Source organism: Oceanobacillus sp. FSL K6-0127 (assembly GCF_037983385.1).
GTDB classification, from domain to species: Bacteria; Bacillota; Bacilli; order Bacillales; family Amphibacillaceae; genus Oceanobacillus; species Oceanobacillus profundus.
The window spans coordinates 2890921-2904822 of record NZ_CP150287.1 but is presented as its reverse complement, the minus strand read 5'-3'; the positions used below and the strand labels follow the sequence as shown (position 1 = coordinate 2904822).

17 protein-coding genes are annotated in these 13902 nt (G+C 37.3%); 16 read left to right on the top strand and 1 reads right to left on the bottom strand.

What is annotated here, in order from left to right:
* The first annotated feature begins 60 nt into the window (after window positions 1-60).
* The 11 genes from MHH64_RS14445 (at window position 61) to MHH64_RS14395 (ending at window position 9021) form a co-directional block, all read left to right on the top strand.
* A complete protein-coding gene (locus MHH64_RS14445; protein WP_095308909.1) occupies window positions 61-1245 on the top strand; it encodes a D-alanyl-D-alanine carboxypeptidase family protein in 1185 nt (394 codons plus the stop codon).
* A gap of 105 nt (window positions 1246-1350) precedes the next feature.
* Window positions 1351-1704: an anti-sigma F factor antagonist gene (gene spoIIAA / locus MHH64_RS14440; RefSeq protein ID WP_340001951.1), complete on the top strand. Its 354-nt coding sequence runs from the start codon at window positions 1351-1353 to the stop codon at window positions 1702-1704.
* Window positions 1701-2141, top strand: coding sequence for an anti-sigma F factor (gene spoIIAB, locus MHH64_RS14435; RefSeq protein WP_095308896.1), 441 nt, complete (start codon window positions 1701-1703; stop codon window positions 2139-2141). The genes spoIIAA and spoIIAB overlap by 4 nt, the downstream gene beginning before the upstream one ends.
* A gap of 10 nt (window positions 2142-2151) precedes the next feature.
* Complete coding sequence (gene sigF / locus MHH64_RS14430) at window positions 2152-2910, top strand: RNA polymerase sporulation sigma factor SigF (RefSeq protein ID WP_095308897.1); 759 nt, start codon at window positions 2152-2154, stop codon at window positions 2908-2910.
* 616 nt (window positions 2911-3526) lie between these two features.
* Window positions 3527-4144, top strand: coding sequence for a stage V sporulation protein AA (locus MHH64_RS14425; RefSeq protein WP_340001950.1), 618 nt, complete (start codon window positions 3527-3529; stop codon window positions 4142-4144).
* Complete coding sequence (locus MHH64_RS14420; RefSeq protein ID WP_340001949.1) at window positions 4122-4550, top strand: stage V sporulation protein AB; 429 nt, start codon at window positions 4122-4124, stop codon at window positions 4548-4550. The genes MHH64_RS14425 and MHH64_RS14420 overlap by 23 nt, the downstream gene beginning before the upstream one ends.
* Before the next feature lie 31 nt (window positions 4551-4581).
* Window positions 4582-6045: a spore germination protein gene (locus MHH64_RS14415; protein ID WP_340003278.1), complete on the top strand. Its 1464-nt coding sequence runs from the start codon at window positions 4582-4584 to the stop codon at window positions 6043-6045.
* A 97-nt stretch (window positions 6046-6142) separates the two neighbouring features.
* Window positions 6143-7450 carry a diaminopimelate decarboxylase gene (lysA, locus tag MHH64_RS14410; RefSeq protein WP_340001948.1) on the top strand — a complete coding sequence of 436 codons (1308 nt, stop codon included), beginning with the start codon at window positions 6143-6145 and terminating at the stop codon, window positions 7448-7450.
* An 83-nt stretch (window positions 7451-7533) separates the two neighbouring features.
* Complete coding sequence (locus MHH64_RS14405; protein ID WP_095308902.1) at window positions 7534-7971, top strand: peptidylprolyl isomerase; 438 nt, start codon at window positions 7534-7536, stop codon at window positions 7969-7971.
* A 25-nt stretch (window positions 7972-7996) separates the two neighbouring features.
* Window positions 7997-8446: a site-2 protease family protein gene (locus MHH64_RS14400; protein ID WP_303449695.1), complete on the top strand. Its 450-nt coding sequence runs from the start codon at window positions 7997-7999 to the stop codon at window positions 8444-8446.
* A gap of 191 nt (window positions 8447-8637) precedes the next feature.
* Window positions 8638-9021: a GNAT family N-acetyltransferase gene (locus tag MHH64_RS14395; protein ID WP_095308905.1), complete on the top strand. Its 384-nt coding sequence runs from the start codon at window positions 8638-8640 to the stop codon at window positions 9019-9021.
* 552 nt (window positions 9022-9573) lie between these two features.
* On the opposite strand, the gene MHH64_RS14390 is transcribed toward MHH64_RS14395, so the two are convergent.
* Window positions 9574-9666 carry a YjcZ family sporulation protein gene (locus tag MHH64_RS14390; RefSeq protein WP_095308906.1) on the bottom strand — a complete coding sequence of 31 codons (93 nt, stop codon included), beginning with the start codon at window positions 9664-9666 and terminating at the stop codon, window positions 9574-9576.
* Window positions 9667-9951: 285 nt separating this feature from the next.
* Here MHH64_RS14390 and MHH64_RS14385 point away from each other — a divergent pair, with 285 nt between their 5' ends.
* From MHH64_RS14385 to MHH64_RS14365, 5 genes are all read left to right on the top strand, one after another.
* Entirely contained in the window at window positions 9952-10701 is a 750-nt protein-coding gene (locus MHH64_RS14385; protein WP_095308907.1) for a segregation/condensation protein A, read from the top strand.
* 85 nt (window positions 10702-10786) lie between these two features.
* Entirely contained in the window at window positions 10787-11386 is a 600-nt protein-coding gene (gene scpB, locus MHH64_RS14380; protein ID WP_095308908.1) for an SMC-Scp complex subunit ScpB, read from the top strand.
* Between the two features lie 245 nt (window positions 11387-11631).
* Entirely contained in the window at window positions 11632-12732 is a 1101-nt protein-coding gene (locus tag MHH64_RS14375) for a D-alanyl-D-alanine carboxypeptidase family protein (protein ID WP_340001947.1), read from the top strand.
* A gap of 1 nt (window position 12733) precedes the next feature.
* Window positions 12734-13318 carry a nucleoside recognition domain-containing protein gene (locus tag MHH64_RS14370; RefSeq protein ID WP_095308913.1) on the top strand — a complete coding sequence of 195 codons (585 nt, stop codon included), beginning with the start codon at window positions 12734-12736 and terminating at the stop codon, window positions 13316-13318.
* Between the two features lie 2 nt (window positions 13319-13320).
* Window positions 13321-13851, top strand: coding sequence for a spore maturation protein (locus MHH64_RS14365; protein WP_095308914.1), 531 nt, complete (start codon window positions 13321-13323; stop codon window positions 13849-13851).
* Window positions 13852-13902: the final 51 nt, after the last annotated feature.

Genomic DNA, 13902 nt, shown 5'->3' with positions numbered 1-13902 from the left:
GCCAATTTGCCTTCTCTTTTTTGAACACGCTTTTATATTGATTGCTGGAGGTAAAAGATGATGAATAAGTTTTTAAGACTCATTACAATTATGATGGTAATAGCTTTTGCAGTGCCTGTTTCTGCTTTTGCAGAAGAAAATAACTCGGAGGAAGAGAATAATGGACTAGCTCTTGCTCCAGATGCAAAATCAGCTATTTTACTGGAACAGGATACCGGCGAAATACTTTTCGATAAAAATGCTCATGAAAAGTTACCGCCAGCAAGTATGACTAAAATAATGACGTTACTGCTCATTATGGAAGCGTTGGATAAAGGGAACTTACAAAAAGATGAAATGATACGTGTAAGTGAACGAGCTGCTTCCATGGGAGGGTCGCAAATCTTCTTGGAAGCAGGAGAGGAAATGTCTGTTAATGATCTATTAAAAGGGGTAGCCATCGCATCTGGTAATGACGCTAGTGTTGCTTTAGCAGAGCGCCTTGCTGGAAGTGAAGAAGCATTTGTGAAAAAAATGAATGAACGCGCAAAGGAATTAAAGCTTGAGAACACGCATTTCCAAAATTCCACGGGCTTACCTGCAGATAATCACTACAGCACATCCTATGATATGGCGATGATTGCAAATGAACTATTAAAGTATGAAGCCATAACAGATTATACGTCGGTCTATGAAGATTATTTAAGAAAAGGACAGGACAATGAGTTCTGGTTAGTAAATACAAATAAGCTTGTTCGGTTCTATCCTGATGTAGATGGATTAAAAACAGGGTATACAAGCGAGGCGAAATATTGTTTAACTGCTACAGCTAAGCGAGACGATATGCGCGTTATTGCTGTTGTAATGGGTGCAGAATCTCCTAAGGAAAGAAATACGATGGTATCCGGTTTACTTGATTATGCATTCAATCAGTTTGAGACAAATAAGCTTTTTGATAGGGACGAAAAGATTACCGATATCCATCTCTTGAAATCAAAGCAAAAGAATGTTGATATTGTAACAAAACAATCGATTAGTACCCTTCATAAGAAAGGCGAAGAGGAAAAGGATATCCAGACAGAGGTGAAGCTTCAAGACACCTGGAATTTACCAGTTAAAAGAGGAGATGAAGTTGGTAAATTATATGTGAAGGATGGGGAGCAGGTACTATATGAAATACCTTTAACAGTTGAAGAAGATATTGAGAAAACAACCTATTTTTCACTATTAAAGCGCACGGTGCAAGAAATGGTGAAATCACGCTAATTTCATCTAATTTAAGTGAATAGACACTTCTTTTGTCAAGTAGCAGGAATTAGACCTCCCAATAAAGAAATAGATTCAATACAGTTCTTATAAGGAGGAATAAATATGGGGCTTCATTCAATATTTGATGTGAAGGGTGACGTCTTAGTAGTAAGACTATCAGGTGAATTGGATCATCATGAAGCAGAATTGTTACGTGATAAGTGGAAAGATATGTTGTATGTAAATCCAGTTAAGCATATCATACTCAACCTTGAAGAAGTAACGTTTATGGATAGTTCCGGACTTGGTGTTGTACTCGGCCGATATAAAGAGGTTATTCAATTAGGTGGTGAAATGGTAGTATGTTCCATTTCACCACCTGTAAAGCGCTTATTTGAAATGTCAGGCCTGTTTAAAATTGTCAGACTTGAGGAGAATGAAGAATTTGCATTAGCAACACTGGGGGTGGCTTCATGAAAAACGAAATGAATTTGGAATTCTCAAGTGTGAGTGAGAATGAAGCTTTTGCTAGAGTGACTGTCGCGGCTTTTATAGCACAGCTGGATCCGACAATGGATGAACTGACAGAAATTAAGACTGTCGTTTCAGAAGCGGTAACGAATGCGATTATCCACGGCTATAATGGGGAAGCACATCATAAAGTTTATATTACATGTACATTGAATGATGAGGAAATTGAATTAACAATTAAGGATAATGGAATTGGAATTCCAAATGTAACAGAGGCATTAGAGCCGCTGTATACATCAAAACCAGAAATGGAAAGATCAGGAATGGGATTTACAATCATGGAAAACTTTATGGATTCTGTTGAGGTCATTTCGAACCCTAACGAGGGAACTGCAGTATATATGACAAAGCAGCTATCAAAGACCAAAACAGTCTATAACTGAGGGGGCTGCCATGAATGTAAATGTTAAAAACACCCGCCAAAAGGAACAGCTGTCAGATGAGAAAGTGAAAGAATATATATTAAAAAGTCAACAAGGCGATAAAGAGGCAAGAGACCTTCTTGTAGAAAGAAATATTCGCCTTGTGTGGTCGGTTGTTCAACGATTTATTAATAGGGGCTATGATCCAGATGATTTGTTCCAGATTGGCAGCATTGGGCTGATTAAGGCGATTGATAAATTTGATTTGTCTTATGATGTACGGTTTTCAACGTATGCAGTTCCAATGATTATCGGTGAAATTCAACGGTTTATTAGAGATGATGGAAGCGTGAAGGTAAGTCGCTCACTGAAGGAGACAGGAAATAAAATTCGTCGAAAAAAAGACGAGCTAACAAAACAATTGGGAAGGTCACCGACAGTGAAAGAAATTGCTGATGCATTAGAGATCTCATCGGAAGAGGTTGTCCATGCGCAGGAAGCTGCGAAATCACCTCATTCCATTCATGAAACCGTTTTTGAAAATGATGGCGATCCGATAACGCTTTTGGATCAAATTGCCGACCAGGATACAAAATGGTTCGATAAACTTACATTACAGGAAGCAATCCAGAATCTAACTGAACGTGAACGGTTGATTGTCTACTTACGCTATTACAAAGACCAGACACAAACAGAAGTAGCAGAAAGGCTCGGAATTTCCCAAGTTCAAGTCTCAAGGCTGGAAAAAAAGATTCTGGAGGATATGAAGAAAAATATGGATTCTTCCTAATAGATCTTTCTTTAAAACATCACATCTGTGGTGTTTTTTTGTTCGATTTAATATGACTTCTAATTAATGTGCATTGAGAGATTGTGCGACTAACCGCTCTGGAAACACACTACGCTCTTCGCGGGTGACCCGACGCTCTTCGTACTCCGTTCTACAGTGTCTCACTCTGGCCGCGTATCCCGAAGAAGTCTACGTGTGTTTCCTCCGCTAGAATTGGCTCATTAGCTATTTCTAACATAATTTACCGAAACAAATTTTTTGCTCAAACCAGTTCGGGTGAGCGTATGGCGGTGACTCCTCAAAAATACAAAACAATTTTCTTCGTGCGATGTAAAAGCTTGTCCTGCTGGAACAGCACGTGTCTGATGGCTCGTAGGCTGGAGGGGTTAAAGCCGTTCCCTTAGGTGCCCGGACGGCGATTATTGCACATACTTGAAGAAAACAGCCGAGAAGTTAGTTCGCCAGTTTCTTTCAAAAGAAAATTTAATAAAAATCATGATATGAAAGCGAAAAGTCATTTTGAAAAAGGTTTTACCACATTTGTATGATAAATTTATCACAACTGACAAATACTAAACGAAACAGTAATAGCTTAAATGGAAAGGAAGTTATTCCATTGGCAGAGATTATCTATCTTCGAATGAAAAAAACAGTGGAATTAAATACGCTTAAACAGCTTCTGCTGAAGGATATTGCACATATATCTGCTGCAAATATCCGGAAGTATAAGCTGGAAAACACGCCTGTATACAGACTTACCAAAAAGGATAAGAACATTGTTATTATCGACAGCTTCCTAATCATAGATCATTTAATAAACGAATATGAAGGGTTAGAAATCCAAATCTCTGGGCCGGAACAAACCATTGTACGAATAAACACGCAAAAAAAACCCTTAAACATATTGGTTGCATCATTTGTATGGATTTTGCTATTCATTGGTACAGCGATGACAATTATGAACTTCCACTATGATGTTAGTATGCAGGAGGTACAACAGCATCTTCATTTCCTGCTAACTGGCGAAGAAAATGAATTCCCATTATGGATCCAGATTCCGTACTCTTTTGGTTTAGGAATTGGAACATTGTTATTTTTTAATCATTGGTTTAATCGGAGGTTTAATGAAGAGCCTAGCCCGCTTGAAGTAGAGATATATAATTATCAACAAGACCTTAATAATTACTTAAATCATCATGAAAACAAGTTAAATGATACAGAACCTTTTCGTTAATTTCCTGCAAATACTCATTGGTTTTAGTGGGGGTCTTGCTGTGGGGGCTGGTTTTGTCGCGTTTATAACGGTGCTTGGTATTATCCCAAGGCTTGTTCAATTAAGTAAAACAGAAAAACTAATAAAGGTATATAGTGCAAGCGTCATATTGGGACTTTTGATGGGAACTTACTTTTCATTTGCGGCAGTAAATTTGCATCAGCCGATTGTAGTACTACTGATTTGGGGACTGTTTCATGGAATTTTTAATGGAATGCTTGCGGCAGCTCTAACGGAAGTATTGAATGTTTTTCCAATTTTATCCCGCAGGGTACGATTGGACCATTATTTATTAATTCTGTTGATGGCTATTGTATTCGGAAAGATATTCGGATCCTTATTCCAGTGGACCTATTTTGTTAAATAAGAGGTGAAAAAATTTGGGAAATAAAACTTCTATGAAAAAAATATCACCAAAAATTGAAGAAAATAAAGCCTATATGGAAGATAGACTAGGAATGGGTCTTTCCTTTGATGTAGGGTATAGGGAATTAATTATTTTGAAGAGGAAAGTCCATATTTATTATGTGACTGGATTATGTGATACGTCTGTTACCCAGGAAATCATGGAAATGCTAATTTATATAAATGATAATGAAACGAATTACAAAAAGCTACCGGAGATTATTGAAAATCGATTACTCCACCAGCAGGTTGAAAAGGTAAAAACAATGGATGAAGCTGCAGATCAGGTTCTTTCAGGTTTAATTACTGTTTTTATCGATGGAGAACAATTTGCATTTGTGGTTGATGTTAGGAATTATCCAGGAAGAAGTCCAGAGGAACCTGATACAGAGAAGGTAATTCGAGGATCAAGAGACGGATTTACTGAAAACATAATTGAAAATACTGCGCTAACACGAAGAAGATTACGTGATGAACGAATTCGCAATAAAATGTTAAAAGTTGGAGAGCGCTCTAAAACAGATGTGTGTATTACTTACTTACAAGACATTGCTGATGATGACTTGATTGCATTAGTGAAAGAGAAGATGGATGCAATTGATATTGATGGAATAACGATGGCTGAAAAAACAATCGAAGAATTTATTATTGGACAAAACTGGAATGTATTTCCACTTGTCCGCTATACGGAAAGACCTGATGTAGCTGCGAGTCATTTGCTGGAAGGACATATTATAATCTTCGTTGATACGTCTCCAAGTGCCATTATCCTGCCTACTACTTTTTTCCATCATTTACAGCATGCGGAAGAGTATAGGCAAGCACCGGCAATAGGTACCTTTATACGATTCATCCGATTTTTAGCAGTATTTGCATCCATGTACCTATTGCCAGTTTGGCTGTTATTTACGCTCGATCCTAGCCTTCTGCCAAAGGAATTATCATTTATTGGTCCAAATGAAGAAGGAAACATACCAGTTATGATACAAATTATTCTTGCGTATGTTGGGATAGAATTTCTCCGAATGGCAGCAATTCATACACCGACACCATTATCAACTGCTATGGGATTAATTGCTGCAGTATTAATTGGCCAAATTGCTATTGACGTTGGTTTATTTAGTCCAGAAGTGATTCTTTACGTGTCTGTTAGTGCAATCGGTGCTTATGTTACTCCGAGCTATGAGCTAAGCGTTGCCAATAAAATAATGAATCTATTCCTCGTCCTGCTTGTTGGTTTGTTCGCACTGCCAGGATTTGTGATTGGGATCGTAGTAAATGTTCTGTTTTTAGCAAATATCAAATCACTTCGAACACCATATCTATGGCCATTATTGCCATTTAATGCAAAAGCAATGTCCCATATTCTTTTAAGGAAGCCCGTTCCAGATATGTATACTCGACCAAGTATTGTGCATCCAAAGAATAATTATAGGCGGTCTAACAAAAAGAACTAACAATGTATTTAGTTCTTTTTGTTACTTGCGCTTTTATGTTTCAATATGATAAAGTATTCCTATTATTTCATACATTAAAAGTGGAGGAATACATATTATGATAATTAATCATCATCCGTTTCAAACGAACGAAAACGGACATCTTGAGATTGGTGGAGTAGATACGATAACACTTGCTGAAAAATATGGTACACCACTTTATGTTTACGATGTTTCCATGATTCGCGAAAATGCAAGAAGCTTTGTCAATACATTTAAGGAACTGAACGTACAGGCAAAAGTTGCATATGCTAGTAAGGCCTTTTCTTCCATTGCAATGCTGCAAGTAGCGAAGCAAGAAGGTTTATGTCTAGATGTTATCTCGGAGGGAGAATTATATACAGCCTTACAAGCTGGATTCCCAACAGAACGAATCCATATGCACGGAAACAATAAAAGTGCTGAAGAAATCGCAATGGCAATTGAACATGACATCGGTTGTATTGTTATTGATAACTTCCATGATATTAAGCTCTTGGACAAGCAGCTACGTGCCCATAATAAGACAATGGACGTTCTTATGCGTGTCACACCAGGGGTAGAGCTGAAAACACATGAGTATATTATGACTGGTAATGAAGACTCGAAATTTGGATTTAACCTTCAAAACGGTCAAGCAGTTCAGGCTATAAAACAACTCTATAATCATAAAACCATTCGACTGAAAGGGCTCCATTGTCACATCGGTTCACAAATTTTTGAAACAGAAGGTTTTCGGGTAGCTGTAGATATCTTGTTTAATGAACTTGCTAAATGGAAAGCAGAATATGATTATGTACCAGAAGTGCTTAATCTAGGAGGCGGTTTTGGAATTCGTTATACCAAGGCTGACCAACCGTTAGGGCATCACGAGTATGTAGAAGCAACGGTACAAGCTGTCCAAAAGAATTCGGAAGAGTTAGATATCCCGATGCCCGAAATTTGGATTGAACCAGGTAGATCCATTGTTGGTAATGCTGGAATAACGCTTTATACCATTGGCGCGATGAAAGATATTCCTGGAGTAAGGGAATACGTTTCCGTAGATGGCGGTATGACAGATAATATCAGACCTGCACTATATCAAGCGAAATATGAAGCTGTTATTGCTAATAAACCGTTGGAAAAAATAACGAGGGAAGTATCAATCGCGGGTAAAGCCTGTGAATCAGGTGATATGTTAATTTGGGATCTACCAGTTCCAGATGTAGAACCAGGTGATATACTAGCTGTATTTTCTACTGGAGCATATAGTTATTCAATGGCAAGTCATTACAACCGATTCCCGAATGCTGCAGTTGTGTTTATTGAAGATGGAATCGATAAATTAGTCGTAAAACGGGAAACGTATGAGGATGTAGTCAAAAATGACTTGTCCTATGAATAAAGAAGCGGCGATTCTTTCCAATCTAAATAATTAATGATAAAATAGTTTTGGATTTTACTAAATCAATGAGGAGATGTTGTTATATGTCTAAAAAAGGATATTTTCTATTAGAAAATGGAAATAAAATTGAATTTGAACTTTACCCAAACGAAGCACCAAATACGGTTGCTAACTTTGAGAAACTTGCAAATGAAAATTTCTATGATGGTTTAACGTTTCACCGTGTCATTCCAGGATTTGTAAGTCAAGGCGGATGCCCTATTGGGAATGGCACTGGGTCAGCAGGGTATACTATTAAATGTGAAACAGAAGGAAATCCACATACACATGTAGAAGGTTCTCTATCAATGGCACATGCAGGCAAAGATACAGGAAGCAGTCAATTTTTTATTGTTCATGAGCCACAACCGCATTTGAATGGCGTACATACTGTGTTCGGACAAGTAACATCTGGAATCGAGCATGCCAAATCCATGCAAAATGGCGATGTGATGAAAGAAGTTCGAGTAATCAGCGAATAAATACATTATTATCTAGGCAACTTCCATGAGTCTTTATTTATTTGTGTGCCTTGTTTTGATCATTGCACCAATTTGTACTTTCATTCATGAGCTTGGTCATGCATGCGGTGCAAAGTTGGTAAAAGCAGATCGTATTAAAATAAATTTAGGAATAGGTAAAAGACAATGGACAAGCGCAATGAATAACCTTGAGCTGACATGGCGTTCTGTTTACTTCATAGGTGGAGTAACCAAAACCGAGAGGGAAAGACCTTATAATAATTCAGAAATTATTTGGATTACATTTTTTGGCCCTATGTTTAATGGAGTGGCTGCGACGTTTATCTATATTATACTGGAAGTAAATACAAATGGTCTTTTACAGTTATTCTTTTGGTTTAATGTATGGATGGCTGTTGTGAATCTAATTCCTTTTAAATTCAAAGGGAAGCAAACAGATGGATTTACAATCTTTAGATTGATCAGCAGAAAATAATCTATTATACAATCGTATGATTTATGTGAAAATTGTCAATGCTTGAAACTGGAAACCTTTTTCCAGTATGTATATTTGACAAACACATTTAATAGTGCCATAAATATAATATAAGTATGTTTATAAAACAGTTTTCCATGTTCACAGATCATTTCTTAAAGATCAAAAGGTTTTATTAATGAGGGGTAAATATGTTAATTCGTTATAAAAAAAATCATGAAAAGATTGCAATGGGTCTATTGTCTTTTATGCCTGAAGAAAAGAAAGACGTTAAGAAATTGCAACAGACCATTAAAGAGTATGAATCCAATGATGACTGGCATCTTCATTTATGGAAAGAGGAAGATGATGTATTAGGTGCGATTGGAATTAGGATTGAAAATGGTATAGACGCAATCGTGCAGCATGTTTCAGTCAATCCTTCTCACCGAAATGCTGGAATCGGTCAAAAGATGGTCAATGAAGTCATTCGTATCTATCAGAACAAATATGCTGTTAGTACGACGGATGAAATACAGGATTTTTATAATAAATGTACACTAGCAGAAGACAGCGCAGATGCTTCTGATAGCTAAGCACAAAAGCGGAAGTGCCCAGTTAGGGACGTATGGACTGCGCCTCGAACATTCCTACGTAGGAGATTTACTCCAAAGTATAAGATGAACGATAACTTTCACCTTATGGGAGAAAAGTCAAGTTCATCTAAAAGAAAACATGCCTCAGTAAGGGGGATGCTGACGTTAGGCTTGAGCCTGATTTAGTCGGCCATCCTTTACCTGGAGTCGGTGAACTGATTTGACCACAAGGGCATAAGTGCGACTAAGCCTCATATGTCTTTGACAGTATGCAAGTCTTCTTTATCGCGTCATGAGGAAAGTCTCGCTGGGTGCTATAGCTGAACGTGGCTGCTCTCGTATAAGAAATCAGTCGATTTTATATTTCCTAACCAATAAGAAAAACCAGCCCCCTTTTCATAAGGGCTGGTTTTTCTTTGAAGCTACAAATTTTTATCTTACATGAACACTTAGCAGAGTTTCGGTTTTGTTCTAATTTATGATAACCGTAGTGCATTAGTAGCCTTCATAATTCCAGTGCTTTATATGCTATATAATTTTTCGGCTATCTAATTAGAACCAAGCACAACCGACAATAATCAAGAGAATGAACAAAACTACAATTAACGCAAAGCCTCCACCATAACCACCATAACCTTGACTCATAACGAACTTCCTCCTTTTTCTTCTTTCCAGAAATGTTTTGTGGTAACATTTATCTTACGCTAATAGCTTATGTTAAAAAAAAGTGTGTTGTATGGGCGCATATGCCAAACTATAAATAAATTTGTAACAAAAGAAAGTCAAAACACTTGCTGCGCTTGCCTTCAGGGTAGATCATGGTAAACTTAAACTTTCTATATTTTAATTGATACAGAAATATTGCAACGCTTCACCTGGGAATTATTAGTAAAAAGACTCAAATTGTACAAATGAAAGGAAGGAACTACTGTGAATCAAGCATACGAGGTAAAATTAGACGCATTTGAAGGTCCGCTTGATTTATTGCTGCATTTAATCAATCAGTATGAAATTGATATATACGACATTCCGATGGCACAGATAACGAAACAATACATGGAGTATATACATACCATGCAACAGCTTGAATTAAATATTGCAAGTGAATACCTAGTTATGGCCTCCACGTTAGTAGCGATTAAAAGTCAGATGCTACTGCCTAAACAAGAAATTATTGAAGATAATGAGATGGAAGAATACGCAGAGGATCCGAGAGAAGAACTGATGCAACGACTGATCGAATATCGGAAATATAAAGAAGCTGCTGAACGGTTGAAGGAAAAGGAGGTAGAAGCAAATCAAATATTTACAAGACCACCAACTGTTTTCGATGAATTAACATTCGAAAAACAACCGGTAGTACAGGGAGATGTCTCCATTTATGATATGCTCGGTGCTCTGGGGAAAATGTTTGAACGTAAAAAGTGGAATAAACCACTAGATACTACTGTACAACGGATGGACATACCGATTGAGCAGCGGATGCAAGATGTGTTGACCAAAGTAAAGTCAACACAAGGTAAGGGGATTGAATTCGATCAGTTATTTCCCTATCCATCAAGAACTCATGTAGTCGTCACGTTTATTGCAATTTTAGAGCTTATGAAAGGTAAGGAAATCTATTGCAAACAAACGAAGCATTTCGATACATTGTATATATTTGCAGAAAATAAAGCATAAAGCTTTCTTTTCTGCTTCATTACATAGAAGGCATCGCTTAAGGATAAGCCCATGCCGATTTTTCTAATATTTGGAGGAATAGATTGTGGAAATAGAAGAATTAAAAGCCGTTGTCGAAGGATTACTTTTTGCTAGTGGAGATGAAGGCATTACGATAAAGCAAGTGTGTAAGGTACTAGAAGTGTCAGAATCAGCAGTTGAACACATTCTTGAAGAACTGACATATGATTATGAACGTAAAGACCGTGGCTTAATGATTATGAAGTCGCATGAAGTACTTCATTTAACAACAAAGCCAGAGCATAGTAATTATTTCAAAAAATTACTTGAACTACCACAGACCAGCAGAATGTCACAAGCTGCTTTAGAAACATTGGCAATTATCGCCTATCAACAGCCAATAACAAGAACAGAAATTGACGAAATCAGGGGTGTTAAAAGTGATCGGCCAGTTCAAACACTGACGGCGAGATCGTTAATTGAGGAAGTAGGTCGTAAAGATAGTGTTGGACGGCCAATACTTTTTGGAACAAGCAAAGATTTTTTAACCTATTTTGGTTTAACTTCTCTTGGCGAACTTCCACCGCTGCCTGAACCTTCCGAAGAGGATAATACAGACAGTAACGAAGCTGATTTATTTTTTGAGCGATTCAGTGATGAAATTGAGAATAATTTTAATGAATAAAAATTTGAGCCTTACATACTGGCATGTAAGGTTTTTTTATTGTTCTTAAATCATCTAGCATAACAGCGTGTCCCGTGCATAAAATGTAAGGACATCTTTTTTGATAAATAGAAATAAAACTTTTTGATGTAAAAGTGCAGCGAATACTTTCACCTAAAAGCTTGCAATCCAAAGTATACATGTTATTAAAAAACAAAGAATGATCCTTTAACGAATGCTAAAGATTTCTAAGGAGGCATTAAACGATGCGATTTCTCATACTCATCCTTATTCTCTTAGTTGTGCAACTTGGTTTTCCAATTACAGGACAAGCAACCCCTGTTGTTTCTGCCAACAACGCCATCTTAATCGAACAATCCACAGGCAGGGTGCTTTATGAAAAGAAGGCACATGAAGAAGCGTCTATAGCAAGTATTACAAAAATAATGACCGCAATTATAGCAATTGAATCCGGGAAAATGGATGAGATGGCTACCGCCTCGAGAAGCGCAATTTATACAGAAGGATCATCCATTTATTTGGAGCAAGGTGAAGAAATGAAATTAGAAGACCTTGTTTATGGTTTGATGCTTAGGTCTGGTAATGACGCGGCAATAGCGATAGCTGAACATGTAGGGGGAAGTGAGGAAGGGTTTGTCTATATGATGAATGAAAAAGCTAAATGGCTAGGGATGACAAATACACATTTCGATAACCCTCATGGTCTTGATTCAGAAACCCATTATTCAACGGCATACGATATGGCAATACTTACGCGCTATGCGATGGAAAACAATACATTTCAAGAAATAAGCGGTTCGGAAAATTATATCTCTGAAAATAGATCATATAGCTGGAAAAATAAAAATCGTCTGCTTACACAGTTTTATAAATATTGTACAGGAGGGAAAACTGGATACACGAAGCAAACAGGTAGAACCTTAGTAACCACTGCTGAAAAAGACGGTATGAAGTTAATTGCAGTGACACTCGATGCACCAGATGATTGGAATGACCATATCTCGATGTTTGAGTGGGGATATGAAAATTATCAGATGGAACCACTTTCAGACGAAGGACCAATAAAATACAGGTTGAATGAAACAAATTTAACGGTAAACGGTTTTGTAGAGGACGAAGTATCCTATCCGTTATCTGTTGAAGAGATAGAAGTATTGACTTCGAGTACGTTTCTGCTTTCAAATTATTTGACGACAGATGAGGAGATTATTGGGAAAACTGTTTTTTACTTGGATGATGAACAATTGATGGAAACACATATTTTCCAAAATCGATTGGAGCCTAACGATCATGACTTCAAACAGACTTTTACGTCAATTTTAATACAAATAATTGGATTGAAGTAAAATGATCAATATAATTTGGGCGTGTATGGCAATTGTAGGTATTGTTTTCGCAATGTTTAATGGAACAATGGATGAAGTTAACAAAGCAATTTTTGAGAGCGCAAGCGAGGCAGTAACATTAGCCATTAGTCTAATAAGCATTCTTGTTTTTTGGCTAGGTATTATGAAAATTGCAGAAAATGCTGGGATTCTAAAAGGAATTGCAAAGGTATTTCGGCCGGTTATCGTAAAGCTGTTTCCTGAGATACCAAAAGATCACCCGGCAATCGGCTATATCGTATCGAATATTACAGCTAATCTCTTTGGTTTAGGCAATGCTGCAACACCACTTGGAATTAAAGCGATGGAGGAAATGAAAAAATTAAGTGGATCAGAAACTGCATCACGTTCAATGATTACTTTTCTCGCATTAAACACATCTGGTTTGACATTAGTTCCAACAACTGTAATTGCAATCCGTATGCAATATAATTCTGTATCCCCGACTGAAATTGTTGGTACTACGATTATTGCGAGTGGAGTTGCGGTTACCAGTGCTATTTTAATTGATCGTTTTTATCATTATAAAAGTACATGGAGGAAATAGTTATGGAGATCATCACGCTTGTAAGCACCTGGCTTATCCCAACCTTTTTACTCGTCGTATTGTCCGTTGCAGTAATCAAAAGAGTTCCCGCATACGAATTATTTGTAGAAGGAGGTAAGGAAGGTGTCAAAATGGCATTTTCTTTGCTTCCTTTTTTAGTAGGTATGATTGTATCTATTGCGATACTTCGTAGTTCGGGAGCATTGGAAGCTTTTATTAACAGCATTACCCCATTGCTGCAGATGGTTGGTATACCAGCTGATATCATGCCACTTGCATTAGTGAGGCCAATTTCTGGCACAGCTGCATTGGGCATGACAACCGAATTGATCGCTACACATGGACCTGATTCGTTTATTGGCCGGTTAGCCTCAACAATGCAAGGAAGTACAGATACTACGCTCTATATATTAACAGTCTATTTTGGAGCAGTTGGAATAAGGAAAATGCGCTATGCTTTAAAAGTTGGGCTGCTGGCGGACCTAATTGCTATACTTTCAACCATCATTATTGTTAAAATAGTATTCGGGTAACTAAAACTAGCGTTAATGCCATATTAACGCTATTATTGTGTAGAAAATAAA